Genomic DNA, 22,792 nt, shown 5'->3' with positions numbered 1-22,792 from the left:
GCCCGCCTCACCCGTCCCCAGACGTCCCGGCTTTCGGCCACAGCTCCGACTCGACCGCCCGGCACGCGGCGTACTCCGGAAGCGTCCCGGCGGCCCGGGCCTGCTCCAGCGTCGGTGCCGCCCGGTCCCGGCCGGACAGCAGCGCCTCCAGATCGCCCGGCACGGGCAGCCCGAGCGCCGGGTCCAGCGCCGACACGGCGAGCTCGTTCGCCCGCACGTACTCCCCGGACAGCATGTACGACATGACGGTGTCGTCCTCCAGGGCCAGGAAGGCGTGCCCTGCCCCGACCGGGAAGTACACCGCCCGGAATTCCCGGGGGGCCAGCTCGACGGCGTCCCACCGGCCGTACGTCGGGGAACCGACCCGCACGTCGACGACGATGTCCAGCGACCTGCCGCGGGCGCAGTACACGTACTTGGCCGAGCCGGGCGGTGTCACGGTGTAGTGCACGCCCCGCACCACCCCACGCCGGGACCGGCTGTGGTTCGACTGCCGCACCGGAAAGAGCGGGTGGCCGACCGCGGCCGTGAACGCCTCCTCCCGGAACGGTGAGACGAACAACCCCCGCTCGTCCGGAAACACCTCCGGCTCGAACGTGAACGCCCCCTGCACCGCCAGTTCCCGCGCCTTCATCGATGTCCTCCGGCTTCAGGGGTCCCGGTCTCGCGTTGCCCGGTCCCGCGTTGCCCGGTACTGATCGGCCCGGTGCTCATCGGCCCAGTGCCACTTCGCTCAGGTAGTCGACGCCGTCCGTGAAGTTGTAGGGGTGCATGAACCCGCCCGCCCGGACATCGCGGTACAGGCGCGCCAGGGGATGGGAGTTGCTGTATCCGGCCCCGCCCACGAGCATCAGACAGTCGTCCACCACACCCACGGCGTGCCGGTTGACCAGCAACTTGGCGTACTGGAAGGGCGTCATCATCGCGCGGCCGCGGGCGGCGAGGTCGCCGCTGAGGTCGTCGGCGAGCCGGTCGGCGGTGGTCAGCGCGCTCGCCACCGCGGTGTGCAGCGCGAACAGCCGGGCGTCGATCTCGGCCATCGTGGTCCGTACCCCGGCCGGCGGCGCGCCGCCGCGCCTGAGCAGTTCCACGACGGCGATCCTGCGGGCGGCCTCGGCGATGCCGACGTAGATGCCCAGCATGGCGATCGAGCTGACCGTCTGCCCGGCGAGCGCCGCGTCGTCGCGGACGCCCGGCTCGCCGCGCGGCAGGACCCGGCTCCGGTCCACGGGACAGCCGTCGAAGACGATGTCCACGCTGCCCGAGGACCGCATCCCCATCCCGTCCCAGTTGTCCAGCACGGTCAGGCCCGGGCTCGTGCGCGCGATCACCGGCGCGGCCAGCCGGACGGGGGCGCCCGCCTCCTCCAGCCGGGCCGACACCACGTAGTGGGTGGCGATCCCGGCCATGCTGACCAGCGTCTTGCGGCCGTTCAGCCGGTAGGAGCCGTCCGCGGCGCGGGTGAGCACGGTGGTGCCGCGCACGTCCTTCACCGCTCCGCAGACCACGGCCTCACCCGAACCCATGTGCCGGAGCAGGTCCTCGGCGAGCGGCCGCGTCGACGGTGTCCCGTGCCGCCACTCGAAGTCCAGGGTCAGGCCCCGGCTGAACTGCATGTGCAGGGCCAGCGCCACGCCCGCGTCCCGGCCGGCGATCCGGGCCAGGGCCAGCGCGACGTCGTGCAGCGAGCGGACGCCGAGCCCTCCGAGGTCCTCCGGGACGGTGGCGCCCAGCGCTCCCTCCTTGCGCATCCGGTCGAATAGGTGGACGGGCAGAGTGGCCTCGCGGTCGTTCTCCCGGCTCTCCGCCTCCAGGGTCGGCAGATACCGCTCCAGGAGGTCGAGCAGCCGTCGCCCGGCCGGGGTCTTGGGTTCGCACAGGCCGTTGTCGGCCAGGACGCCGGGGTGTTCGTGCACAGATGCCTCTTTCATGACTCCTCGTAAGGATGGGAGACAACTCCTGGGGAGCAGGCTGCCGACCGTCGTTCGAGCGTCACTGGAGCGAAGGTTCCGGGCACGTGGTCCACCGGCGTTCCGCCGCCGTTCCAGGGCCTGCCGGTGTGCTGTGGTGGCCCGAGAGGAGTGGAGGCGACGAGCATGCGGATCATCGACATCTCGAGCGCGGTGGACGTGTCGGGATGGGAACCGGACGAAGTGCGGCACGAGGTGCTCAGCCCCCGGGACGGCGCCGTCCACATGAGCGAGGAGATGCGGCGTCACTTCGGCGTGGGGTTCGACCCCGACGAGTTGCCCGACGGCGAGTTCCTGTCGCTCGACAGGCTCACGCTCACGTCCCACACCGGCACGCACATAGACGCGCCCTCTCACTACGGCTCGCGGGCGCACTACGGCGACGGCAGGCCGCGGAACATCGACGAGCTGCCGCTCGACTGGTTCTACGGCCCGGGGTTGCTGCTCGACCTCACCGGCTGCGAGGGGCCGACGGCCGGTGCCGGGGACCTGGAGAAGGAACTGGCCCGCATCGGCCGGGTGCCGGAGCCGGGCACCATCGTGCTGCTCCGCACCGGCGCCTCCGAGCGGGTCGGGACGGAACGGTACTTCACCGACTTCACCGGTCTGGACGGCCCCGCCGTGAACCTGCTGCTCGACCACGGCGTGCGGGTCATCGGCACCGACGCGTTCAGCCTGGACGCGCCGTTCGGCGCCATCATCCGCCGGTACCGGGAGACGGGTGACCGGTCGGTGCTCTGGCCGGCGCATGTCACCGGCCGGCACCGGGAGTACTGCCAGATCGAGCGGTTGGGAGATCTGGCCGCGCTGCCGCAGGGCGACGGCTTCCACGTCGCCTGCTTCCCGGTGAAGATCGCCGGCGCGGGCGCCGGCTGGACCCGCGCGGTCGCCTTCGTCGACGAATGAACGTCCCGAAACGTTCCGGGCGGTGGCCCCGGCTCGGCGGCCACCCAGCATCGAGAGGGATCATGGAGCCGAACGAATCGACATGTCGTATCTGCGGTGGCCGAGTACGGGAGTTCTTCGACTTCGGCCGCCAGCCGCTGTCCGACTACTTCCCGTCGGAGGAGGAGCTCGACAACGAGTTCTTCTTCCGGCTCGCGGTCGGGATGTGCGCCACGTGCACCATGGTCCAGCTGTTGGAGGAGGTGCCCCGGGATCGCATGTTCCGCTACGACTACCCGTACCATTCTTCCGGGTCCGAGCGGATGCGCGAGCACTTCGCGGCGACCGCCCGTCGGCTGATCGACACCGAGCTGACCGGGCAGGACCCGTTCTGCGTGGAGATCGGCAGCAACGACGGAGTGACGCTCCGCACGGTGCGCGACGCCGGTGTCCGGCACCTGGGTGTGGAGCCCTCCGGCGGTGTCGCGGACGTGTCCCGGGCCGAGGGCATCCAGGTGCGGACCGCGTTCTTCGAGGAGTCCACGGCCCGGGAGATCGTCGAGGAGCACGGCTGCGCGAACGTCATCTACGCGGCCAACACCGTCTGTCACATCCCCTACCTGGACTCCGTCTTCCGCGGCGTCGACGCCCTGCTCGCTCCCGACGGTGTGTTCGTCTTCGAGGACCCCTACCTCGGCGACATCGTCGAGAAGAACACCTTCGACCAGATCTACGACGAGCACTTCTACCTGTTCACCGCCCGCTCGGTGAGCCTCACCGCCCAGCGCTTCGGGTTCGAACTGGTCGACGTCGAGCGGCTCCCGGTGCACGGTGGGGAGGTTCGCTACACCATCGCCCGCGCGGGCCGACGGCAGCCGAGCCCCCGGGTCGGCGAACTCATCGCCCAGGAGAGCCGGCGCGGGCTCGCCGACCTGACGACGCTGGAGAAGTTCGGCGCCCAGGTCGGGCGGGTCTGCTGGGACCTGGTGGCCCGCCTGCGCGAGCTGCGCGACCTCGGCTTCTACGTCGTCGGGTACGGGGCGACCGCCAAGAGCGCCACGGTGCTCAACTACGCGGGAATCGGGCCCGATCTGCTGCCGTGCGTCTACGACACCACGCCGGCCAAGATCGGCCGGCGGCTCCCCGGGTCGCACATCCCCATCCGCTCCGCGGAGGAGTTCCGGGCCCCCTATCCCGACTACGCGCTGCTCTTCGCCTGGAACCACCTGGACGAAGTCCAGGAGCGGGAGGCGGAGTTCACGAAGCAGGGGGGGCGCTGGATCCTCTACGTCCCGGAGTTCCGGATCAGCTGATCCCGGGGGCGTCGTCCCCGGGCAGCCGGACGGAGAGGGCGTGCCGGAAGGCGTCGTTCGGATCCCAGCGCTCCTTGACCTGCTGGAGCGCGGCGTAGTTGTCCCGGAAGTACAGACGGTGCCAGGGCACGCCACTGCGGTTGAGGTCCGGCTCGGCCAGGTCGGCGTCGGCGTAGTTCACGAAGGTGCCCCCGTAGCCGCGGCCGGGGTCGGGCACTCCGTCGGCGTCGCCGAAGAACTCCTCGTAGGACGCCCGAACCCAGTCCAGGTGGAGAGCGTCCTCTCCCTCGTCGAACCAGAACACCGACCAGTAGGTCTTGAGCACCGCGTCCCGGTGGGCCATGGCTGTGTCCGCCGGGCCGGGCCGGTTCACCTCACCCCCGTGCGAGAGCAGATAGACCGTCGCGGCGGGGTTGTGGTAGCCGGAGGTGTCGGTGAGCCGCCGGTACACCATCCGGGCCTGCTGTTCGCTCCAGCCGGTGCGCAGGAAGGCCGCCTTGGACTTGAACCGGCCCTTGACCCCGGCGAACTCGTCCGGGACGAGGGTCGCCGCGAGCCATGGCAGCGTGGTCACCGAGATCTCCGGGCGGGCGCCGACGTTCCTCGACACCTCCGCGATGAACCGGTCGGTGAGCTCCTGCGCGTCGGGCCGCGTGGCGTCGACGGCCGTCTCCACCGTCAGGGGCCCGCCGCCGGTCCGGGGCAGGGCGAGGCTGTTGTCGAGCTGGGCGCCCGGATCGCCGGGGGCCGCGTGCCGCTCGTGCCAGGTGCCGAAGTTCCCCACGAGCGTGAGGAAGGCGGCCTCGTCGACGTGCTGCCAGTCCCAGCGCGCCGTCTTGCGCAGCACTGCGGCCGGCGGACTGGGCAGCAGCCGGCCCGGGTCCGCGGGCCGGGAGCCCTCGTCCGTGCCGGGGGAGCGGAACAGATAGCGCGTGACCAGACCGAAGCTGCCCCCGCCCCCACCGGTGTGCGCCCACCACAGGTCACGGTGCGGGTCCGACAGCTCCCTGGTGGCCCGCACCAGCCGGGCCCTCCCGGCGGAGTCCACCACCACGACCTCGACCCCGTGGAGATGGTCGACCGACAGCCCGTAGCGGCGGGACAGCGCTCCGCCCCCGCCGCCCGCCACATGGCCGCCGACCCCGACCTCGGGGCAGCGCCCGGCCGGGACGGTCACGCCCCACCCCAGGTACAGGCTTCGGTACATGGTTCCGAGGGTGGCCCCCGAGTCGACGGAGAACGCGTTCAGTTCCTCGTCGTGGTACACCGACCGCATCTCGGACACGTCGATCACCGTGGCGACGGCGGGGTCGTCCACGAGTGACTCGAAGCAGTGCCCCCCGCTGCGCACCGCCAGCCGGGTGCCGTCGCGCACGCTGTCCTGTACCGCCCGCACGGCTTGTTCCGCGGTGGCCACCACCCGGATCGTGTCGGGGTCGGGGCGGAAGCGGGCGTTGATGCCGCGGCCGGCCAGGTCGGGGTAGCGGGGATCGCGCCGGCCGACGACGGCCGACGGCCGGGCCTGCGTGTGCGGTGCCGAGGGAGCCTGCGGGTACCGGGCCACGGGAGACGCCCCTTCCAGGTGTCTGCGAACTGTCTCCGGAATCTGTCTCCGGGGACGGTAGATGTGCCGCTCACACCCCCTCAACGTCGCTCCAGCGTGGCGCGAGCGGCACTCCGGCACCCGTGTCAGTGGGCGTTCTTGTTGCGGTACAGACGCATGGTGAGCGGTGCGAAGACGGCCACCAGACCGGCGGAGACGCACAGGACCAGGCCCACGTCCCAGAAGCCGGCAGTGCCGTGCATGAGCTCGCGGGAGGCCGTCGCCGCGTGGCTCATCGGGTTGGCGTCGACGATGGCCTGCATCCATCCCGGCATCGTCTCCGGCATGACGAAGATGTTGCTCATGAAGAGCAGCGGATAGAGCACGATCATGCTGGTCCCCGAGACCCGCTCGGGCTCGCTGGCCACCACGCCCAGGGCGGCGAAGATCCAGCTCACGCTGAACCCGAAGACGATGAGCACCAGGATCGCGCCGACCACGCCGAGGAAGCCGCCGTCGGGGCGGAAGCCCAGCAGCAGGCCGAGGGACACCGTGGTCGCCAGGGCGACGACGTACCGGAGCACGTCACCGAGGAGACTGCCCGCGAGCGTCGCCGGCTGCCAGAAGGGGAGCGTCCGGAAACGGTCGAAGACGCCTTTGTGGATGTCCGTGTTGAGCGAGGTGCCGGTGTAGACCGTCATCATGACGACCGCCTGTACTGTCACACCCGGAAGGTAGAACTGCAGGTACTCCTCGGTGGAGTCCGCGAACGCCCCGCCGAACAGGTACGTGAACATCAGCAGGAAGATCAGCGGCATCAGGACGATGTCGATCAGCTGCACCGGGAAGTGTTTGAACGCCATCATCGCCCGCCACAGATGGGTCATGGTGGCGGACACCGCCGTCGCGCGGGCCGGGCGTTCACCTGCGGACAGCACCGTCCGCAGCCGGCCGCTCACAGCGGTCGTGGATTCCACGGTGCCGGGGGATGTGGTCATGCCGCCTTCTCCTCTTCCGCCGCTTCCCCGGTGCGCCGGTCCTCGGCCGGGTGGCCGGTCAGGGCCAGGAACACCTCGTCGAGACTGGACTGGCCGAGGGAGAAGCTGCGTACCTCGAGCGGCGTACGCGACAGCTCGGCCAGGGCCCGCATGCCCTGCCGGGGGTCGTCGATCCGCGCGGTCAGCGCCGTGGGGTCGGAGTCGCGGTGGACCGTGACTCCCAGTTCCGCGCTCAGCAGCCGTTCCGCCTCGGCGCGCGACCGGGCGTCGTGCAGGCGCAGCCGCAGGACGTTCGACCCCAGCGAGGACTTCAGCTCCCCGGTGGTTCCCTCCGCGATCACCCGGCCGTGGTCGATGACCGCGACGCGGTCGGCCAGTTGGTCCGCCTCGTCGAGATACTGCGTGGTCAGCAGCACCGTCGTGCCGGCGTCCACCAGAGCCCGGACGATGTCCCAGACCTGGTTCCGGCTGCGCGGGTCGAGACCTGTGGTCGGTTCGTCCAGGAAGAGCAGGTCGGGGGTGACGACGATGCTCGCGGCGATGTCGAGCCGCCGCCGCATACCACCGGAGTAGGTCTTCAGGAGCCGGTCGCGGGCGTCGCCGAGCCCGAAGCCGTTGATCAGTTCGGTGGCGCGCTCCCTGGCCCGGGCCCAGGAGTAGCCCTGGAGCCGGCCCATCATGACGAGGTTCTCCGTACCGGTCAGGCCCTCGTCGACGGAGGCGTACTGGCCGGTGACACTGATCCTGCGGCGGACCGTGTCGGGTTCGCTCGTCACGTCGTGACCGAAGACCCGGGCCTTACCGTCGTCCGGGCGCAGCAGCGTCGCCAGCATGCGGATGGTGGTGGACTTGCCGGAGCCGTTCGGCCCCAGGATCCCGTAGACGAGACCGGCCGGGACGTTGAGATCCAGGCCGTCCACCGCCCTCGTCCCGTTGAAGATCTTGACGAGGCCGGACGTTTCGATGGCCCATGTCGGTTGCGTGTTCACAGAACGCCCCCAGTGGTCACATGGAGCGGACAAAGCGTGCACTGTAATTGGTTTCGGTCACTCGACTTCACGTTGAGTACCGTAGCCCCCAATGAGGACACTTCATGGCCGCGATTGTCCCGCTCGCCGAGCCGTTTTCCGTTCGGCGCTCCACCGGGTCTCGTGACCGTTTCGAGTGGGGCGCCCGACGCTGGGTGTGCGGCCACGGACGCCGCGAACCCAGGAGGCTTGAGGTGACCTTGACGAAGCCGGATGTCGACGTCCTCGTGGTGGGCGGCGGTCTCGGAGGACTGTCCACCGCACTGTTCCTGGCCCGCCGGGGCGTGCGGGTCCTGTTGGCGGAGCGGCACGCCACCACCTCGCTCCTGCCCAAGGCGGCCGGCCAGAACCCGCGCACCATGGAGCTGTTCCGCTTCGGCGGCGTGGCCGACGACATCCTGGCCACGGACGACATCCGCGGTGCCCGGGGCGACTTCACGATCAAGGTCGTGGAGCGCGTGGGTGGCCGCGTCCTGCGCAGCTTCGCGGAGAGCTTCGAGGAACTGGTCGGTGCGACGGAGCAGTGCACACCCATGCCCTGGGCGCTCGCCCCCCAGGACCGAGTGGAGCCCGTCCTGCTGTCCCACGCCGTCAAGCATGGCGCGGACATCAGGTTCGCCACCGAGCTGACCTCCTTCCAGGCGGGCGACGACGGTGTCACCGCCCGTCTGCGCGACCTGAGCACGGGAGCGGAGAGCACCGTGGGTGCCCGCTACCTGGTCGCCGCCGACGGACCCCGTAGCGCGATCCGGGAGAGCCTGGGCATCACCCGGCACGGCCACGGCACCCTGGACCACTTCATGGGCGTCATCTTCGAGGCAGACCTCACCGCCGTCGTGCCGCCCGGCTCCACCGGCTGGTACTACCTGCAGCACCCGCACTTCACCGGTACGTTCGGCCCCACCGACCGGCCCGACCGGCACACCTTCTACGTCCGCTACGACCCCGAACGCGGCGAGACGCCGGATGACTACACACCGCAGCGCTGCACCGAGCTGATCCGGCTGGCCGTCGACGCACCCGGGCTCGTGCCGGACATCCTCGACATCCAGGCATGGGACATGGCGGCGTACATCGCCGACCGGTGGCGCGAAGGGCCGGTGCTGCTGGTCGGCGACGCCGCCAAGGTCACGCCGCCCACCGGGGGAATGGGCGGCAACACCGCCATAGGCGACGGGTTCGACGTGGCCTGGAAGCTGGCCGCCGTGCTGCGCGGGGAGGCGGGCGAGGGGCTCCTCGACAGCTACGGGGCGGAGCGGTCGCTCGTGGCCCGCCTCGTCGTCGACGAGTCACTCGCCATCTACGCCCAGCGCATGGCCCCCCACCTGCTCGGCAGCGTTCCCGAGGAACGCGGCACGGCGCAGGTCGTCCTGGGCTTCCGCTACCGCTCCGCCGCCGTCGCCGCCGAGGACGACGACTCCGAGCCGACCGAGGACCCGCGACGCCCGTCCGGCCGCCCCGGCTTCCGCGCGCCCCACCTCTGGATCGAACAGGACGGGACACGGCGTTCCACCGTCGAGTTGTTCGGCGACCGCTGGGTGCTCCTGGCGGCACCGGAGGGCGGCGCGTGGGCACAGGCGGCCGCCCGCGCCGCCGCGGATCTGGGCATCCGTCTCGACATCCATCTCGTCGGCCGCGATGTCACCGACCCCGCCGGCGAACTGACGCGGACTTACGGGATCGGCCGGGCGGGAGCCGGCCTGATACGTCCGGACGGCGTGGTCGCCTGGCGGACGGCGGTGGCGCCGGGAGCGGAGGCCCAGAAGCGGCTGGGCACCCTGCTCACCCGGCTGCTGGCCCGCTGATCGGAGTGTCCCTCGCCGGTGCCACCGCCACCGAGCGGTCGGGCCCCGGCGACGCAGCCCGGGCCAGACGCTCCGACAACTCCTTTACGTAGTCGATCAGTTCAGGTGGTTCATGCACCTCGAACTCGATGCCGAACATCCCGATGGTGAGCGCCAGCCACTCCAGCGAGTCGGCGGCCGAACGCAGCCGGCACGTCCGGTCGTCGACCTCCGTGAGGATTCCGTCGCGCGGGCGGATCCGCTCCGCCACCACCTCGACCGGCGCGTGCAGGGTGACCAGTGCCCGGTAGCCGGCCAACGAGGACGTGATCGACTGGGCCACATAGGCCGCCGCGTCCTCGGCAGGCAACTCGCGCTGCTGGAAACGGACCCCCGTCGACAGCAGCGATTCCATGCGGTCCACGCGGAAGGTGCGCCAGTCCTGTCGTCCCAAGTCCCAGGACAGCACGTACCACTTACGGTTCACGTGGACCAGGCGGTACGGCTCCACCAGACGGCTGCTCGTCTCACCGTCGCGCTTGCGGTAGGTGAACCTCAGCCGCTCCTGGTCGCGGCATGCCTGGGCCACCGACGTCAGGGACTCGGGGCGCACGGTCGGCGCCACTGTGAACATGGGAACGGTGTACATCTGAAGGGCGTTGACCCGGCTGCGCAGCCGCTTGGGCAGCACCTGCTCCAGTTTGGCCAGCGCACGGATCGAGGTGTCCTCGATGTCCGCCACGCTTCCCCCCGCGGCCGTCCGCAACCCGACCGCGATGGCGACCGCCTCGTCGTCGTCAAGGAGCAGTGGAGGCAGGATGGCGCCCGCCTCCAGCCGGTAGCCCCCGCCGACGCCCGGGTTCGCCTGAACCGGGTAGCCGAGATCCCGCAACCGTTCCACGTCCCGGCGCAGCGTCCGCGGGCTGACCCCGAGCCGCTCCGCCAACTTGCGCCCCGGCCAGTCCCGGCTGTTCTGGAGGAGGGACAGCAGCCGGAGCATGCGGGACGGCGTCTCGGTCATGCCCCCAGAGTGGCACGAATCGCGGTCACTCCATGGCCGCGATACCGCCATATTTTCACCGGCCACACAGGCGCCCATAGCCACTCCCCGAATAACCTCTTATAGTCGTACGCAGGCTCGGTTGGCAGAGACCACGCCAGTTCCTTGCCGAGAGAAGACGGGGAAGTAGATGAGTAGCACCCGGTTGCGGGACTCAGGGCCAAACTCGCCTGCCCGTTCACTCCCGGGCGAGTCCGCCTGGGTGTTCCCGAAGTGAAAGTACAGACCGGGAGGGTGGGCCGGTCCGTCGAGGGCTGATCGCTGCGACACCCCGACTCGTTTGCTACAGGGAATCCACTTCAATCGCGATGCCATTGTGGTCGAAACGGCATCGCGAAGGGGCGGAGTCCCATCGGAAACCGGGGGAAGGAAATGCATGACGATCCGTGTCGTGATTGCTGAAGAGCTGGAAATGGTCCGTGCCGCGCTGGTTCTCCTAATGGAGCGTGAATCGGACATCAAAGTCGTCGCTTCCACAGGCGTCGACAGCGAGTTGATCCGGACGGTTCTGGAGCGCAGTCCCGACGTGACGGTCATTGATGTCGACATGCACGAGCGGGAGAGTCTCCTCGCCGCCATGGCGATTCAGGAGCACCTTCCGGACTGCCGCACACTGCTCACCGCGCGATTCGCCCGGCTGGCCACGGTGCGGCGGTCGCTGGCATCCGGCCTCGGCGGCCTGGTGCTGAAGAGCTCCCCCCCGGCGCATCTCAGCGATGCCATACGCAGCGTGCACGAGGGCCGCCGCGTTTTCGACACCGAACTGACGCTCGCTGCCTGGGGCAACACCGGATGCCCGCTCACGGAGCGGGAGTTGGAGATACTCCAGCTCGCCGCCGCGGGGGACGACATCAACGAAATCGCCGTCAAGCTGTCGCTCTCTCCCGGGACGGTCCGCAACTATCTGGCGGCCACCGTCCGGAAGATGGACGCGCGCAACCGGCTCGACGCGGTACGCATCGCCAGTATGTCCGGCTGGATCTGACCTCGGTCACGGGCGGCGGAGGGGTCGTCGGCTCAGGATCCGGTGAGCGGTGCCCACCAGGAGCGGTGGTCGCGGTACCAGGCCACTGTCTCGGCGAGCGAGTCCCGGAAGTCCCGGCGTGGCCGATACCCGAGCAGCGCGGTGATTTTCCCGTGGTCGACGGCGTAGCGCCGGTCGTGCCCCTTGCGGTCGGCGACGAACTCCACGGAGTCCCAGCCGGCGCCCACCGCGTCCAGCAGCAGAGCCGTCAGCTCCTTGTTGGACAGCTCCGTGCCGCCGCCGATGTTGTAGATCTCGCCCGGGGAGCCGCCCTTCCTGACCAGTTCGACCGCGTCGACGTGGTCCTGGACGTGCAGCCAGTTCCGTAGGTTGCCGCCGTCGCCGTAGAGCGGCACCCGGTGACCGCTCAGCAGGGTCGTCACAAAACGTGGAATGACCTTCTCCGGATGCTGATGGGTGCCATAGTTGTTCGAGCACCGGGTGATCCGGATGTCCAGCCCGTGCGTGTGGTGGTACGACAGCGCCAGCAGGTCGCTCGACGCCTTCGTGGCCGCGTACGCGGAGCCGGGGCGCAGCGGATCGGTCTCCGTGCTGGCACCGACATCGACGGAGCCGTACACCTCGTCCGTGGAAATGTGGACGAAGACCCTGGGAGCGTGGCGCAGGGCTGCCGCCAGCAGCGTTTGCATACCCATCACGTTCGTGCGTACGAATTCCGCCGCCCCCAGCACCGAGCGGTCGACGTGTGACTCGGCTGCGAAGTGAACGATCTGGTCGTGGTCGGCGATCAGCCGATCGACGAGCGGGGTATCGCAGATGTCACCGTGCACGAAGGCGAACCGCTCGTCGCCACGTATGGGATCGAGGTTGGCCGGATTTCCCGCATAGGTCAGGCTGTCCAGCACCGTTACCCTGACCGAGCCGTCACCGCGTGGGCCGAGCAAGGTGCGGACGTAATGCGAGCCGATGAAGCCGGCGCCGCCGGTCACCAGGATTCTTGTGGTCATGAGGAGATCTCCACCCTGCTGTCGTCACCGAGGATGAGACGGGAACCCGCGGGTACGCGGGGGGCCGGAGCGACGGTCACGTTCCGCCCCAGGAGCGAGTGCTGGACCCGGCGCGTGCCCGTGAGCCGGGAGTCGCCCAGCATGATGGAGAACTCGATCTCGCTGTCCTCGATCGCGCAGTTCTCCGCGATTGACGTGTAGGGCCCGACGTACGATTCCGTCACCACCGTCCCGGCCCCGATGATGGCGGGCCCCACGATGCGCGACGCCCGGATCTGCGCTCCCGCCTCGATCCGTACCCGCCCCACCAGTTCGCTGGCCGCGTCGACCTGGCCCTCCGTGCCCGGCTCGATCCCGTCCAGCACGGATCGGTTCACCTCCAGCATGTCCGCGACGTTTCCCGTGTCCTTCCAATAGCCGGAGATGGTGGTGGACCGCACGTCGTAGGGTTTGTCGAGAAGCCACTGGAGGGCGTCCGTGATCTCCAGCTCGCCCCGCCGTGACGGTGTGAGGGTGCGAACCGCCTCGTGCACGACCGGCGTGAACAAGTAGATCCCGACCACAGCGAGATCACTGCGGGGGTGCCTCGGCTTCTCCTCCAGCGCGACGACGCGGCCGTCCCAGCCGGTCTCCGCCACGCCGAAGCTGGACGGGTCGGAGACACGGGTGAGCAGGATCTGGGCGTCAGGGCGCTCCGCGCGGAACTTGTCGACGAGCTCCGCGATGCCGCCGACCACGAAGTTGTCCCCGAGATACATGACGAAGTCCTCCTCGCCGAGATAGTCGCGGGCGATGAGGACGGCGTGAGCCAGGCCCAGGGGCGCCTCCTGCGGAAGGTAGGTGACGCGGAGCCCGAATCTGTCGCCGCTCCCGACGGCCTTGCGGATCTCGTTGGCCGTCTCCCCGACGACGATGCCGACCTCGGTGATGCCGGCCTGAGCGATGTCCTCGAGGACGTAGTAGAGGACCGGCTTGTTGGCTACCGGCACCAACTGCTTGGGAGACGTGTGGGTGAAGGGCCGCAGGCGCGTGCCCGCCCCCCCGGACAGGACGAGAGCCTTCATGCCGCCGGAGCCTAGGCGGCGCCGCTCAAGCCCAACTGGTGTACGGATCGCGGGCCTGTGGTCCCGGGGCCGGGCGCGTGCGCCTGCCGGCGCAGCAGATCGGTGTTCAGGTGCACCGACGGCTGTTCGGCTGAATCGGTAGGCGGGCGGCGACAGACCGCGGATTCGGGGCTCGAGCGCGGCCGGGGCGATCTTGCCCTGGAGCGCATCGAGCGGTCCTGGACCACGTGGCGGGGGCGCGCGGTCGAGCCGCTCATCCGCGAGTCGCTGCTGGTCGAGGAGGCCGATCGCCTGACGGTGTCGACCGCGTCTGCACCGGGCGACGATGCCGCTGCCGGACCGGAGCTGGACTGCGGTGACGGTCACGGTGACCCCGAGTAGGCGCCATGAAAGCACTGTCAAACATGAATTGACGTTTGGGCTGTGGTGTAGTCTGTGAGCTGTCCGTACCGAGGAGAGGTGTTGCCCGGCCATGCCCGAGACAACAGCCCATGTGACAGCCGCGGAGATCTCCCGCATCGCCGGCGTCACCCGGGCCACCGTCAGCAACTGGCGCAGGCGCCACGCCGACTTCCCCGCTCCGACCGGCGGCACCGACACCAGCCCGCTCTACGACCTCGGAGCCGTCCGGGCATGGCTCGGCTCACGCGGTCACACGCAGGTGGCCGACCCCCGGGAGGAACTGCGCACCGCGGTCCGCCTCCAGACGTCCGACCCGGACAGCACGACCGGCCGTATCGCCTTCGTCCTCACGCTCGCCCGCCGCTCCCCGGACGAGACGGCGGCGCTCGCCGACCTCACGGACGCCGAACTCGCCGCTCGCGCCTCCGAGGAGGTGGCCGGACTCCTGGCCTCGCTCCCCGGTCCGGCGCCCGCAAGCCCCCTCTTCTCCGTGCCCGACGGCACCACGCTGCGCGCGCTCCTTCGCTGCGTACGCGAGGCCGGCGGTCCGGCCGCGCTCACGGTGCTCGCGGAAAGGGAACTCGAGGACAGTGCCGCGACCGGCGTCTACGGGACTCCGGAGCCCTTGGCACAGCTCGTCGCGGCACTGCTCCCGGCCGGGGTCGCGCGCGTCCTGGACCCGGCCTGCGGCAGCGGCGCGCTCCTGGCGGCCGCCGCCGGGCGCGGCACCACCGAACTCCTCGGCCAGGACTCCGTGCCCGTGCAGGCGCAGCGCGCCGCGGTCGGGCTGCGCCTCGCCGCGCCGCGCGCCGAGGTCACCATGCGCATCGGCGACAGCCTGCGCGCGGACGCCTTCGACGGCCTGACGGCGGACGCGGTGGTGTGCAACCCGCCCTACGGGGACCGCGACTGGGGTCACGACGAGCTCGCCTACGACCCGCGCTGGGCGTACGGCGTACCGGGCCGTTCCGAATCCGAGCTCGCCTGGGTGCAGCACTGCCTCGCCCACCTCGTCCCGGGCGGTTGGGCCGTGCTCATCCTGCCGCCCGCCACCGCCTCCCGCGCCTCCGGGCGCCGGGTCCGGGCGGAGCTGGTGCGCGGCGGTGCCGTGCGGGCCGTCCTGGCCCTCCCGGCCGGGGCCGCGCCGCCCCTGCACGTGGGCCTGCACCTGTGGGTGCTGCAACGGCCCGAGCCGGGCGGCCCGGAGCGCAGGTCGGTGCTGTTCGTCGACACGGCGGGTGCGTCCGCGTCGGAGGCCGGGGAACGGACGCCGGGCGGGCCGCGTACGGGTGCCTCCCGGGTCTCCGTCGACTGGGCCGGTCTGACGGCCCGGACGCTCGCCCAGTGGGGGGCGTTCACCGCCGACCCGGACCGGTTCACGGCCGATCCCGGCACCGCCCGCACGGTGCCGGTCGTCGACCTCCTCGACGACCTCGTCGACCTCACCCCGGCCCGCCAGGTCCGTATCTCGCGTACGGAGGTCGATCCCGCAGAGTTGTCCGCCCGTACGGAGACCGGCCGCCGCGAGCTGACCGAGGCCGCCCGCGCCCTCCTCGACGCGGCCGACCTCACCGGCTGGACGGCACCCGGCGGCTCGGTCCGGGAGTGGCGTACGGCCACCGCCTCCGACCTCGCCCGGGGCGGGGCGCTGGCCCTGCTCCGCACCGTCCCGGACACCAAAGGCCCGGAGCCGGAAGAAGGAGCCTCCGCGGCTGCGCCGGTCCTCACCGGCGCCGACATCGCCCGGGGGACGGGCCCGACCGGCGATCCGGCGGAGCTGGGTCCGGCGACCGCGACCGCGCCCGTGATCGCCGCCGGAGACGTCCTCGTACGGGCGATCGCCGGCGGTGCCGGGCCGATGGCCCGCGTGGCCGACGAGAGGGACGCCGGCGCGCTCCTCGGCCCCCAGATCCACCTCCTGCGACCCGACCCGGCGCGCCTGGACTCCTGGTTCCTGGCCGGATTCGTCGGCTCGGCGGAGAACGTCGCCGGGGCCTCCACCGGCAGCACCGTCCTGCACGTCGCCCCGGGCCGGCTCCGGGTCCCGCTGCTCCCGCTGGACGAGCAGCGCCGCTACGGCGAGGCCTTCCGGCACGTCCATCGACTGCGCGCCCGGGCACGGCAGGCCGCGCGCCTCGCGGAGGAGACGGCGGCCCTGCTGGCGGACGGCCTCACGGGCGGCGCGCTGCTCCCGACCGAGGGCCCGCCTTCGGTCACGGCCGGGCCGTCGGCCGACACCGAACCGGCCTGAACCGCACCCGAACTTCGCACCCATCCACCACACTTGTCCGCACCCGCTCCGGTTGGGCGGGACGGTCCGGAAGGAAACCGGGGAACCCCTTGAACAGCAGTAAGCACACGGAACTGGCGAACCACGCCTGGTCCGTCGCCGACCTCCTGCGCGGCGACTACAAGCAGTCCGACTACGGCAAGGTCATCCTGCCGTTCACGGTGCTGCGCCGGCTGGAGTGCGTCCTGGAACCGACCCGGGAGAAGGTCGTGGACACCGCCGCCCGGTACAGGGACCAGGAGGACATCGACCCGGACTACTGGCTGCGCAAGGCCTCCGGCCACTCCTTCTACAACAGGAGCGACCTGACCCTGAAGAAGATCGCCGCGGACCCGCAGAACGCGGCGAAGAACCTCCAGATCTATGTCGGCGCCTTCTCGGACAACGCCCGCGAGGTCCTCGACAAGTACGAGTTCGCCCAGCAGATCAAGCGGCTCGACGGCGCCGACCTCCTCTACAAGGTCATCGGCAAGTTCACCGACCTGGACCTTCACCCGGAGGTCGTGCCCAACCACAACATGGGCTACATCTTCGAGGAGCTGATCCGGCGCTTCGCGGAGCAGTCCAACGAGACGGCCGGTGAGCACTTCACCCCCCGCGAGGTCATCAAGCTGATGGTCAACCTGCTGATCGCGCCCGACGGCGACGCGCTTCAGGTGCCGGGCGTGGTCCGCACGGTCATGGACCCGGCGTGCGGCACCGGCGGCATGCTGTCGGCCGCCGAGGAGCACATCCGGTCCCTGAACCCGGACGCCACGGTGGAGGTGTACGGCCAGGAGCTCAACCCCGAGTCCTGGGCCATCTGCCGGTCCGACCTGATGATCAAGGGGCAGGATCCGGAGCACATCGCGTTCGGCAACTCCTTCAGCGACCCCGCCCACCGCCGCGACAGGTTCGACTACATCCTGGCCAACCCGCCGTTCGGCGTGGAGTGGAAGAAGGTCAAGGACGAGGTCGAGTACGAGCACAAGCACATGGGCGAGGCCGGCCGCTTCGCCGCGGGGCTGCCCCGCATCAACGACGGCTCGCTCCTCTTCCTCCAGCACATGATCTCGATGATGAAGCCGGTGGACGCCAGGGGCGGTGGCGGCTCCCGCATCGCCATCGTCTTCAACGGCTCCCCGCTCTTCACCGGCGCGGCCGGCTCGGGTGAGTCCGAGATCCGCCGCTGGATCCTGGAGAACGACTGGCTGGAGGCGATCGTCGCCCTCCCGGACCAGCTCTTCTACAACACGGGCATCTCCACGTACTTCTGGATCCTCACCAACCGCAAGTCCCCCGACCACAAGGGCAAGGTCGTCCTGCTGGACGCGCGCGACCAGTTCCAGAAGATGCGCAAGTCGCTCGGCGACAAGCGCAAGGAGCTGGGCACGCAGCACATCAAGGACGTGACCCGTCTGTACGGGGAGGCCGTCCAGGCCGCGGCCGACCCGGACCACGAGCTCCACGCCAAGGTCAAGGTCTTCGACAACAGCGCCTTCGGCTACCAGCGCATCACGGTCGAACGCCCGCTCAAGCTCCGCTTCGAGGTCACGGAGGAGACGCTGACGGCTCTGGCGGCGGCCAAGCCGGTCCAGAAGCTGGCGGACGCGGAGGCGTTCGTGGCCGCCGTGCGTACGCTGCTGGGCTCGTCGTGGGCGACCAAGTCCGAGGCGCTGGTGGCTCTGAAGGACGCGGTGGTCGCGGCCGGTCTGCTGTGGCCGACGGGTGCGCCGTTCGCGAAGGCGCTGCGGGAGGCGGTGGGCGTCCGCGACCCCGAGGGCGAGGTGCAGAAGGTCAAGGGCGAGCCGGAGCCGGACACGGAGCTGCGCGACTACGAGAACGTCCCGCTGGGCGAGGACGTCGAGGAGTACCTGAAGCGCGAGGTCCACCCACACGTCCCGGACGCGTGGATCGACCACGCGAAGACGAAGATCGGCTATGAGATCCCGTTCACGCGGCACTTCTACGTGTACGAACCGCCGAGGCCGCTGGCGGAGATCGACGCGGAGCTGAAGTCGCTGGAGGCGGAGATTCAGGCGCTGTTGGGGGAGGTGACGGAATGACAACTGTACGGCTCCGCCATCTGGTTCAGGTGAATCCGCTCACTAATGCATTCGACCGTCTGTCGGACTCGGGTGAGCTGACATTCCTCCCTATGGAAGCGGTGTGGCCGGGAAGTCGGCTGGACATTTCGCAGCGCCGCCGCAAGTCGTCAGTAGTCATGGGGTACACGCGGTTTCAAGATGGCGACGTCCTGGTTCCGAAGATTACTCCGACCTTCGAAGCGGGTCGTGCCGTACTGATTAGCGGTCTTCTTGGTGGTGTCGGGGCCGGAACCACCGAGCTCCATGTGCTTCGTCCCGGGGCACAGATCGATGCCCGCTTCCTTCTTTATGTGGTCAACACGCACAGCTTCCTGAAGCTTGGTGCGTCAGAAATGTACGGTGTCGCTGGTCAGCAGAGAGTTCCAGACACTTTTCTGCGGGATTTGCCGGTGCAGCTTCCCGCTCTGGACGAGCAGCGCCGCATCGCCGACTTCCTCGACGCCGAGACCTCCCGCATCGATCTACTGGTCAAACTTCGGCAGCGTCAGATTCAGTTGGCGGAAGAGCGCACTGGCTCTGCGCTTGACGCTGCCTTCGGCGATAGCTCTCATGTGCCGACCCGTCTCAAGTATCTTATGGCCGTGAAGCCGCGCTACGGGGTGTTGGTGCCACAATTCGACGACACGGGAGTGCGGTTTATTCGCGTCAATGATTTGCTCGACCTTCCAGGTCGTGGCGACTCGCTGGCGAGGATCCCTGCCGAGCTTTCTGCACAGTACGCCCGAACCGTGACGAAGCCGGGTGACGTTCTACTCAGCGTGGTCGGGACCATGGGGCGCTCTGCAGTTGTGCCGCCGGATCTCGCGGGAGCAAATGTTGCCCGTGCGGTGGCGTCGTTGCGCCCCAGGAGTGACGTACCGTCGGAGCTCCTCGCCAGCTGGTTGTCTACTCCCTCGTTCCTCCGTCAGGCCCATGACGTGACTGGTTCGGATACTGCGCAGCCCACGTTGGGCATGGAGGACCTGGGCAATTTCCGACTGGCCTGGCCGACCGACCAACAGGGACAGGAGGAACTTCTTCGGGTGACTGGTCGGACCCGGCGCCACAGGGACGAACTTACCCGAGTCCTCAACCATCAATTGCAGCTTCTTGCCGAGCGCCGCCAAGCCCTCATCACCGCCGCCGTAACCGGCCAGTTCGACGTCTCCACCGCCAGCGGACGCAACGTCACGGAGGGAATCACCGCATGAGCCCCGGCCCGGTCCACAGTGAGTCCGCGTTCGGCGACGCGATAGTCGCCGCCATGACCGAGCGCGGCTGGCGCGAGGCGAGCCCCACCGGGTACCAGCCCGACCTCGGGCTGGACACGGGCGAACTCTTCGAGTTCCTCCGCAGGACCCAGGCCGAGGAGTGGCACGAACTCCGCACCGTCTACGGCGATCCCAAAGAGGCCGAGCGCGGCTTCGCCCGCCGCCTCGACCAGGCCATTGCCAACGACGGCCTCCTCCACGTCCTCCGCAACGGAGTCAAGGACCGCGGCGTACGCCTCCGCGTCACCTACTTCAAGCCAAACCTGGTCGCCGATCCCTCCGTCCTCGACGGCTACCGCGCCAACCGCCTCACCGTCGTCCGCGAGCTGCCCTACGCCACCAAGCAGCTCGACTGGAACAACCGGCTCGACCTGACGCTGTTCCTGAACGGCATCCCCGTCGCCACCGCCGAGCTGAAGAACCCGCTCACCGGACAGGGCGTCGAGCATGCCAAGGAGCAGTACCGGACCGACCGCGACCCCACCGAGCTGATCTTCACCCGCCGGGTCGTCGCGAACTTCGCCATAGACCCCGACCTGGCCTTCGTCGCGACCACCCTCAAGGGCAAGAACACCCGCTTTCTGCCCTTCAACACCGGCTCCGAGGGCCCCGGCCGCCCCGGCGGCGCCGGAAACCCCGCCCCCACCGCCTTCGGCCGGTACGCGACCTCCTACCTCTGGGAGCAGGTCTGGGAGCGGGACAACTGGCTTGACCTCCTCCAGCGGTTCGCGCACCAGCAGAAGACCAAGACTCCCGGCGGCGGCACCACCCGCACCACGATCTTCCCCCGCTACCACCAGTGGGACGTGGTCAAGAAGCTGACCGCGCACGCCGCCACCCACGGCGCCGGTCAGAACTACCTGATCATGGCCTCGGCCGGCTCCGGCAAGTCCAACACCATCGGCTGGCTCGTCCACCGCCTCTCCGACCTGCACGCGGACAACGACCCCCGCACGTTGAACACCGAGGCCCTGGCCGCGGGGTTCATCAAGCCCGGGGCGCCCGTATTCGACAAGGTCATCGTCATCACCGACCGCCGGAACCTGGACGCCCAGCTTCGTGAGACGGTCGGCAGCTTCTCCCAGACCGACGGCCTGGTCGTCAAGATCGACGAGAAGCAGGGCGCCAAGAGCGAGCAGCTCGCCCGCGCGCTCTCCCGAGACACCGGCAAGATCGTCACCGTCACCCTGCACTCGTTCCCCGCGCTCCTGGACTACCTCCAGCGCAACCCGACCGAGATCAAGGGCACCACCTTCGCGATCGTCATCGACGAGGCCCACTCCTCCCAGTCCGGCGACGCGGCGACCTCCGTCCGCGCCGCCCTGCGTGAACTCGGCCTCGACTCCGACTCCGAGGACGCCGGCGCGACCAGCGTGACGGTCACCGACAAGCTGAAGAAGAAGGCGTTGGAGCGGTCCCGGGCCGCGAACCTCTCCTACTTCGCCTTCACCGCCACCCCGAAGTCGAAGACCCTCGAACTCTTCGGAACCCCGGACCAGGTGGACGGCAAGGCCGCCTACCGCCCCTTCCACACGTACTCCATGCGCCAGGCCATCGAGGAGGGCTTCATCCTCGACCCGCTGCGCAACTACGTCACGTACAACACGTACTGGAAGCTGGTGAACCAGAACACGGACGAGCGCGAGGTGGACCCCGCGAAGGCGAACTCGCTGCTCGCCCGGTACGTGCTCACCCACGACTCGACCGTCTCCCAGCACGCCCAGGTGATCGTCGAGCACTTCGTGGCCCACACCCGGGGGCGGCTCGGCGGGCGCGCCAAGTCCATGGTGGTGACCGCCTCCCGGCACTCCGCCGTCCAGATGGCCCGGGCCATCAAGAGCTACATCAGGGACCGCGACTACCACACCAGGTATCCGGACCTTGGGGTCCTGGTCGCCTTCTCCGGCTCCCTCACCATCGACGGCGAGGAGACCACCGAGCCCAAGGAGAACGGAGGTCTGTCCGAGACCGCCCTTCCCAAGGCCTTCGGCTACACGCGCGGCGATGACAAGGCGGTGAGGGCCGGGGCGAAGGGGCAGCAGGAGTACCGGATCCTGGTCGTCGCGGAGAAGTACCAGACCGGCTTCGACCAGCCCCTGTTGACGACCATGTACGTCAACAAGAAGCTGACCGGTATCGCCGCCGTCCAGACCCTCTCCCGACTGAACCGGACCGCCGAGCGCAAGGCGCAGGCCGACCTCGCCGTCCTGGACTTCACCAACGAGGCCGAGGACATCAAGGAGGCGTTCCGCCCGTACTTCGAGGAGGCGAACACCCTCCCCTCGGATCCCAACCTCCTCTACACCGCCCAGAGCCGGGTCATGTCCGCGCCGATCATCTCCGAGACCGAGATGGACGAGTTCGCCGCCGCCTGGTTCGAGGCGAAGGAGAAGGCCGCCGGATCACCGGCCAAGTGGGAGAAGCTGCACGCCGAGCTCTACCGCCTGCTCTCCCCGGCCGTCACCCGCTACGAGGCCCTGCGCGACGACGAGGACGAGGACGACGTCAGGACGGCCGAGGACTTCCGCGCCGACCTCCACGACTACGTGCGCAAGTACGGCTTCCTCGCCCAGATCGTGCCCTACCACGATCCCGACCTGGAGCGGCTCCACCTCTACGGCCGCTACCTCCTCACCCGGCTGCGCGGACGCACGGACGGCGGGGTGGACATCGGCGAAGTCGACCTCAGCCATCTGCGTGTGCAGAAGACCGGCGAGCATGACGTCTCCCTCAGCCCGGAAGGGCCCGCGACGATGCCCGGCTTCGGCGAGGGGCCGGGCGGAGCCAAGGAGGCCGAGAAGTCGCTCCTGTCCGAGCTGATCGAGAGGTTCAACGCCAAGTTCGGCACGGACTTCACCGAACAGGACGTCATCCGGCCCTTCGAGGAGGCCAAGGCCGACGCCAAGGTCCGGGCCGCGGCCGTCGTCAACGACGAGGACAACTTCGGCAAGGTCTTCGACAAGGTCTTCGCGGACAAGATGGCCGACCACGTCGACTCCATCGCCGGTCTCGGCCGCCAGTACTTCGGTGCGGACCGGAACTTCAAGTCCAGCCTGGACCGCAGTGCACGCCGCGCCGCGTGGCGGATGATCCGCCGCGAGGAGGGTGTGGACGACGCGGCGTAGC

General features: G+C 69.6%; 17 protein-coding genes. 9 read left to right on the top strand and 8 right to left on the bottom strand.

Going from position 1 to position 22,792, the window contains the following annotated elements:
* Positions 1 to 7 precede the first annotated feature (7 nt).
* The gene (locus FEF34_RS11910) at positions 8 to 634 is read right to left on the bottom strand and encodes a dTDP-4-dehydrorhamnose 3,5-epimerase family protein (protein ID WP_138053156.1); all 627 of its coding nucleotides are present in this window, start codon (positions 632 to 634) and stop codon (positions 8 to 10) included.
* A gap of 76 nt (positions 635 to 710) precedes the next feature.
* Positions 711 to 1,931 (bottom strand): amino sugar nitrososynthase DnmZ, encoded by a 1,221-nt coding sequence (dnmZ, locus tag FEF34_RS11905; protein WP_138053155.1) that lies wholly within the window; start codon positions 1,929 to 1,931, stop codon positions 711 to 713.
* A gap of 165 nt (positions 1,932 to 2,096) precedes the next feature.
* On the opposite strand from dnmZ, the gene FEF34_RS11900 reads away from it, so the two are divergent.
* A complete protein-coding gene (locus FEF34_RS11900; protein WP_138053154.1) occupies positions 2,097 to 2,876 on the top strand; it encodes a cyclase family protein in 780 nt (259 codons plus the stop codon).
* A gap of 62 nt (positions 2,877 to 2,938) precedes the next feature.
* Entirely contained in the window at positions 2,939 to 4,168 is a 1,230-nt protein-coding gene (locus tag FEF34_RS11895; protein ID WP_138053153.1) for a class I SAM-dependent methyltransferase, read from the top strand.
* Here FEF34_RS11895 and FEF34_RS11890 read toward each other — a convergent pair.
* From FEF34_RS11890 to drrA, 3 genes are all read right to left on the bottom strand, one after another.
* Positions 4,161 to 5,732: an FAD-binding protein gene (locus FEF34_RS11890; RefSeq protein WP_234042362.1), complete on the bottom strand. Its 1,572-nt coding sequence runs from the start codon at positions 5,730 to 5,732 to the stop codon at positions 4,161 to 4,163. The two genes, FEF34_RS11895 and FEF34_RS11890, sit on opposite strands and share 8 nt — an antisense overlap.
* A 125-nt stretch (positions 5,733 to 5,857) precedes the next feature.
* Entirely contained in the window at positions 5,858 to 6,709 is an 852-nt protein-coding gene (drrB, locus tag FEF34_RS11885; protein ID WP_138053152.1) for a daunorubicin/doxorubicin ABC transporter permease DrrB, read from the bottom strand.
* On the bottom strand, positions 6,706 to 7,698 hold the full coding sequence (gene drrA / locus FEF34_RS11880; RefSeq protein ID WP_138053151.1) for a daunorubicin/doxorubicin transporter ATP-binding protein DrrA: 993 nt from the start codon (positions 7,696 to 7,698) through the stop codon (positions 6,706 to 6,708). The genes drrB and drrA overlap by 4 nt, the downstream gene beginning before the upstream one ends.
* Positions 7,699 to 7,931: 233 nt before the next feature.
* Between drrA and rdmE the strand changes: the two genes are divergently transcribed.
* Positions 7,932 to 9,542 carry an aklavinone 12-hydroxylase RdmE gene (gene rdmE, locus FEF34_RS11875; RefSeq protein WP_234042361.1) on the top strand — a complete coding sequence of 537 codons (1,611 nt, stop codon included), beginning with the start codon at positions 7,932 to 7,934 and terminating at the stop codon, positions 9,540 to 9,542.
* Here rdmE and FEF34_RS11870 read toward each other — a convergent pair.
* Complete coding sequence (locus tag FEF34_RS11870; protein ID WP_138053150.1) at positions 9,520 to 10,542, bottom strand: helix-turn-helix transcriptional regulator; 1,023 nt, start codon at positions 10,540 to 10,542, stop codon at positions 9,520 to 9,522. The two genes, rdmE and FEF34_RS11870, sit on opposite strands and share 23 nt — an antisense overlap.
* Before the next feature lie 415 nt (positions 10,543 to 10,957).
* Between FEF34_RS11870 and FEF34_RS11865 the strand changes: the two genes are divergently transcribed.
* Positions 10,958 to 11,566, top strand: coding sequence for a response regulator transcription factor (locus FEF34_RS11865; protein ID WP_138053149.1), 609 nt, complete (start codon positions 10,958 to 10,960; stop codon positions 11,564 to 11,566).
* 32 nt (positions 11,567 to 11,598) lie between these two features.
* On the opposite strand, the gene rfbB is transcribed toward FEF34_RS11865, so the two are convergent.
* On the bottom strand, positions 11,599 to 12,573 hold the full coding sequence (gene rfbB / locus FEF34_RS11860) for a dTDP-glucose 4,6-dehydratase (RefSeq protein ID WP_138053148.1): 975 nt from the start codon (positions 12,571 to 12,573) through the stop codon (positions 11,599 to 11,601).
* The gene (locus tag FEF34_RS11855) at positions 12,570 to 13,637 is read right to left on the bottom strand and encodes a glucose-1-phosphate thymidylyltransferase (protein ID WP_138053147.1); all 1,068 of its coding nucleotides are present in this window, start codon (positions 13,635 to 13,637) and stop codon (positions 12,570 to 12,572) included. Before FEF34_RS11855 ends, rfbB begins: the two co-directional genes overlap by 4 nt.
* Positions 13,638 to 13,739: 102 nt before the next feature.
* On the opposite strand from FEF34_RS11855, the gene FEF34_RS11850 reads away from it, so the two are divergent.
* The 5 genes from FEF34_RS11850 (at position 13,740) to FEF34_RS11830 (ending at position 22,791) form a co-directional block, all read left to right on the top strand.
* Positions 13,740 to 14,018: a DUF234 domain-containing protein gene (locus FEF34_RS11850; protein WP_138053146.1), complete on the top strand. Its 279-nt coding sequence runs from the start codon at positions 13,740 to 13,742 to the stop codon at positions 14,016 to 14,018.
* A 91-nt stretch (positions 14,019 to 14,109) separates the two neighbouring features.
* Positions 14,110 to 16,290, top strand: coding sequence for an N-6 DNA methylase (locus FEF34_RS11845; RefSeq protein ID WP_171052921.1), 2,181 nt, complete (start codon positions 14,110 to 14,112; stop codon positions 16,288 to 16,290).
* An 89-nt stretch (positions 16,291 to 16,379) separates the two neighbouring features.
* Positions 16,380 to 18,374: a type I restriction-modification system subunit M gene (locus tag FEF34_RS11840; protein WP_138053145.1), complete on the top strand. Its 1,995-nt coding sequence runs from the start codon at positions 16,380 to 16,382 to the stop codon at positions 18,372 to 18,374.
* The gene (locus FEF34_RS11835) at positions 18,371 to 19,606 is read left to right on the top strand and encodes a restriction endonuclease subunit S (protein WP_138053144.1); all 1,236 of its coding nucleotides are present in this window, start codon (positions 18,371 to 18,373) and stop codon (positions 19,604 to 19,606) included. Before FEF34_RS11840 ends, FEF34_RS11835 begins: the two co-directional genes overlap by 4 nt.
* The gene (locus FEF34_RS11830; RefSeq protein WP_138053143.1) at positions 19,603 to 22,791 is read left to right on the top strand and encodes a type I restriction endonuclease subunit R; all 3,189 of its coding nucleotides are present in this window, start codon (positions 19,603 to 19,605) and stop codon (positions 22,789 to 22,791) included. Before FEF34_RS11835 ends, FEF34_RS11830 begins: the two co-directional genes overlap by 4 nt.
* The last annotated feature ends 1 nt before the right edge of the window (position 22,792 follow it).

It is taken from the genome of Streptomyces marianii (assembly GCF_005795905.1).
Classification (GTDB): Bacteria; Actinomycetota; Actinomycetes; order Streptomycetales; family Streptomycetaceae; genus Streptomyces; species Streptomyces marianii.
This window is presented reverse-complemented; position numbering and strand designations above follow the sequence as displayed.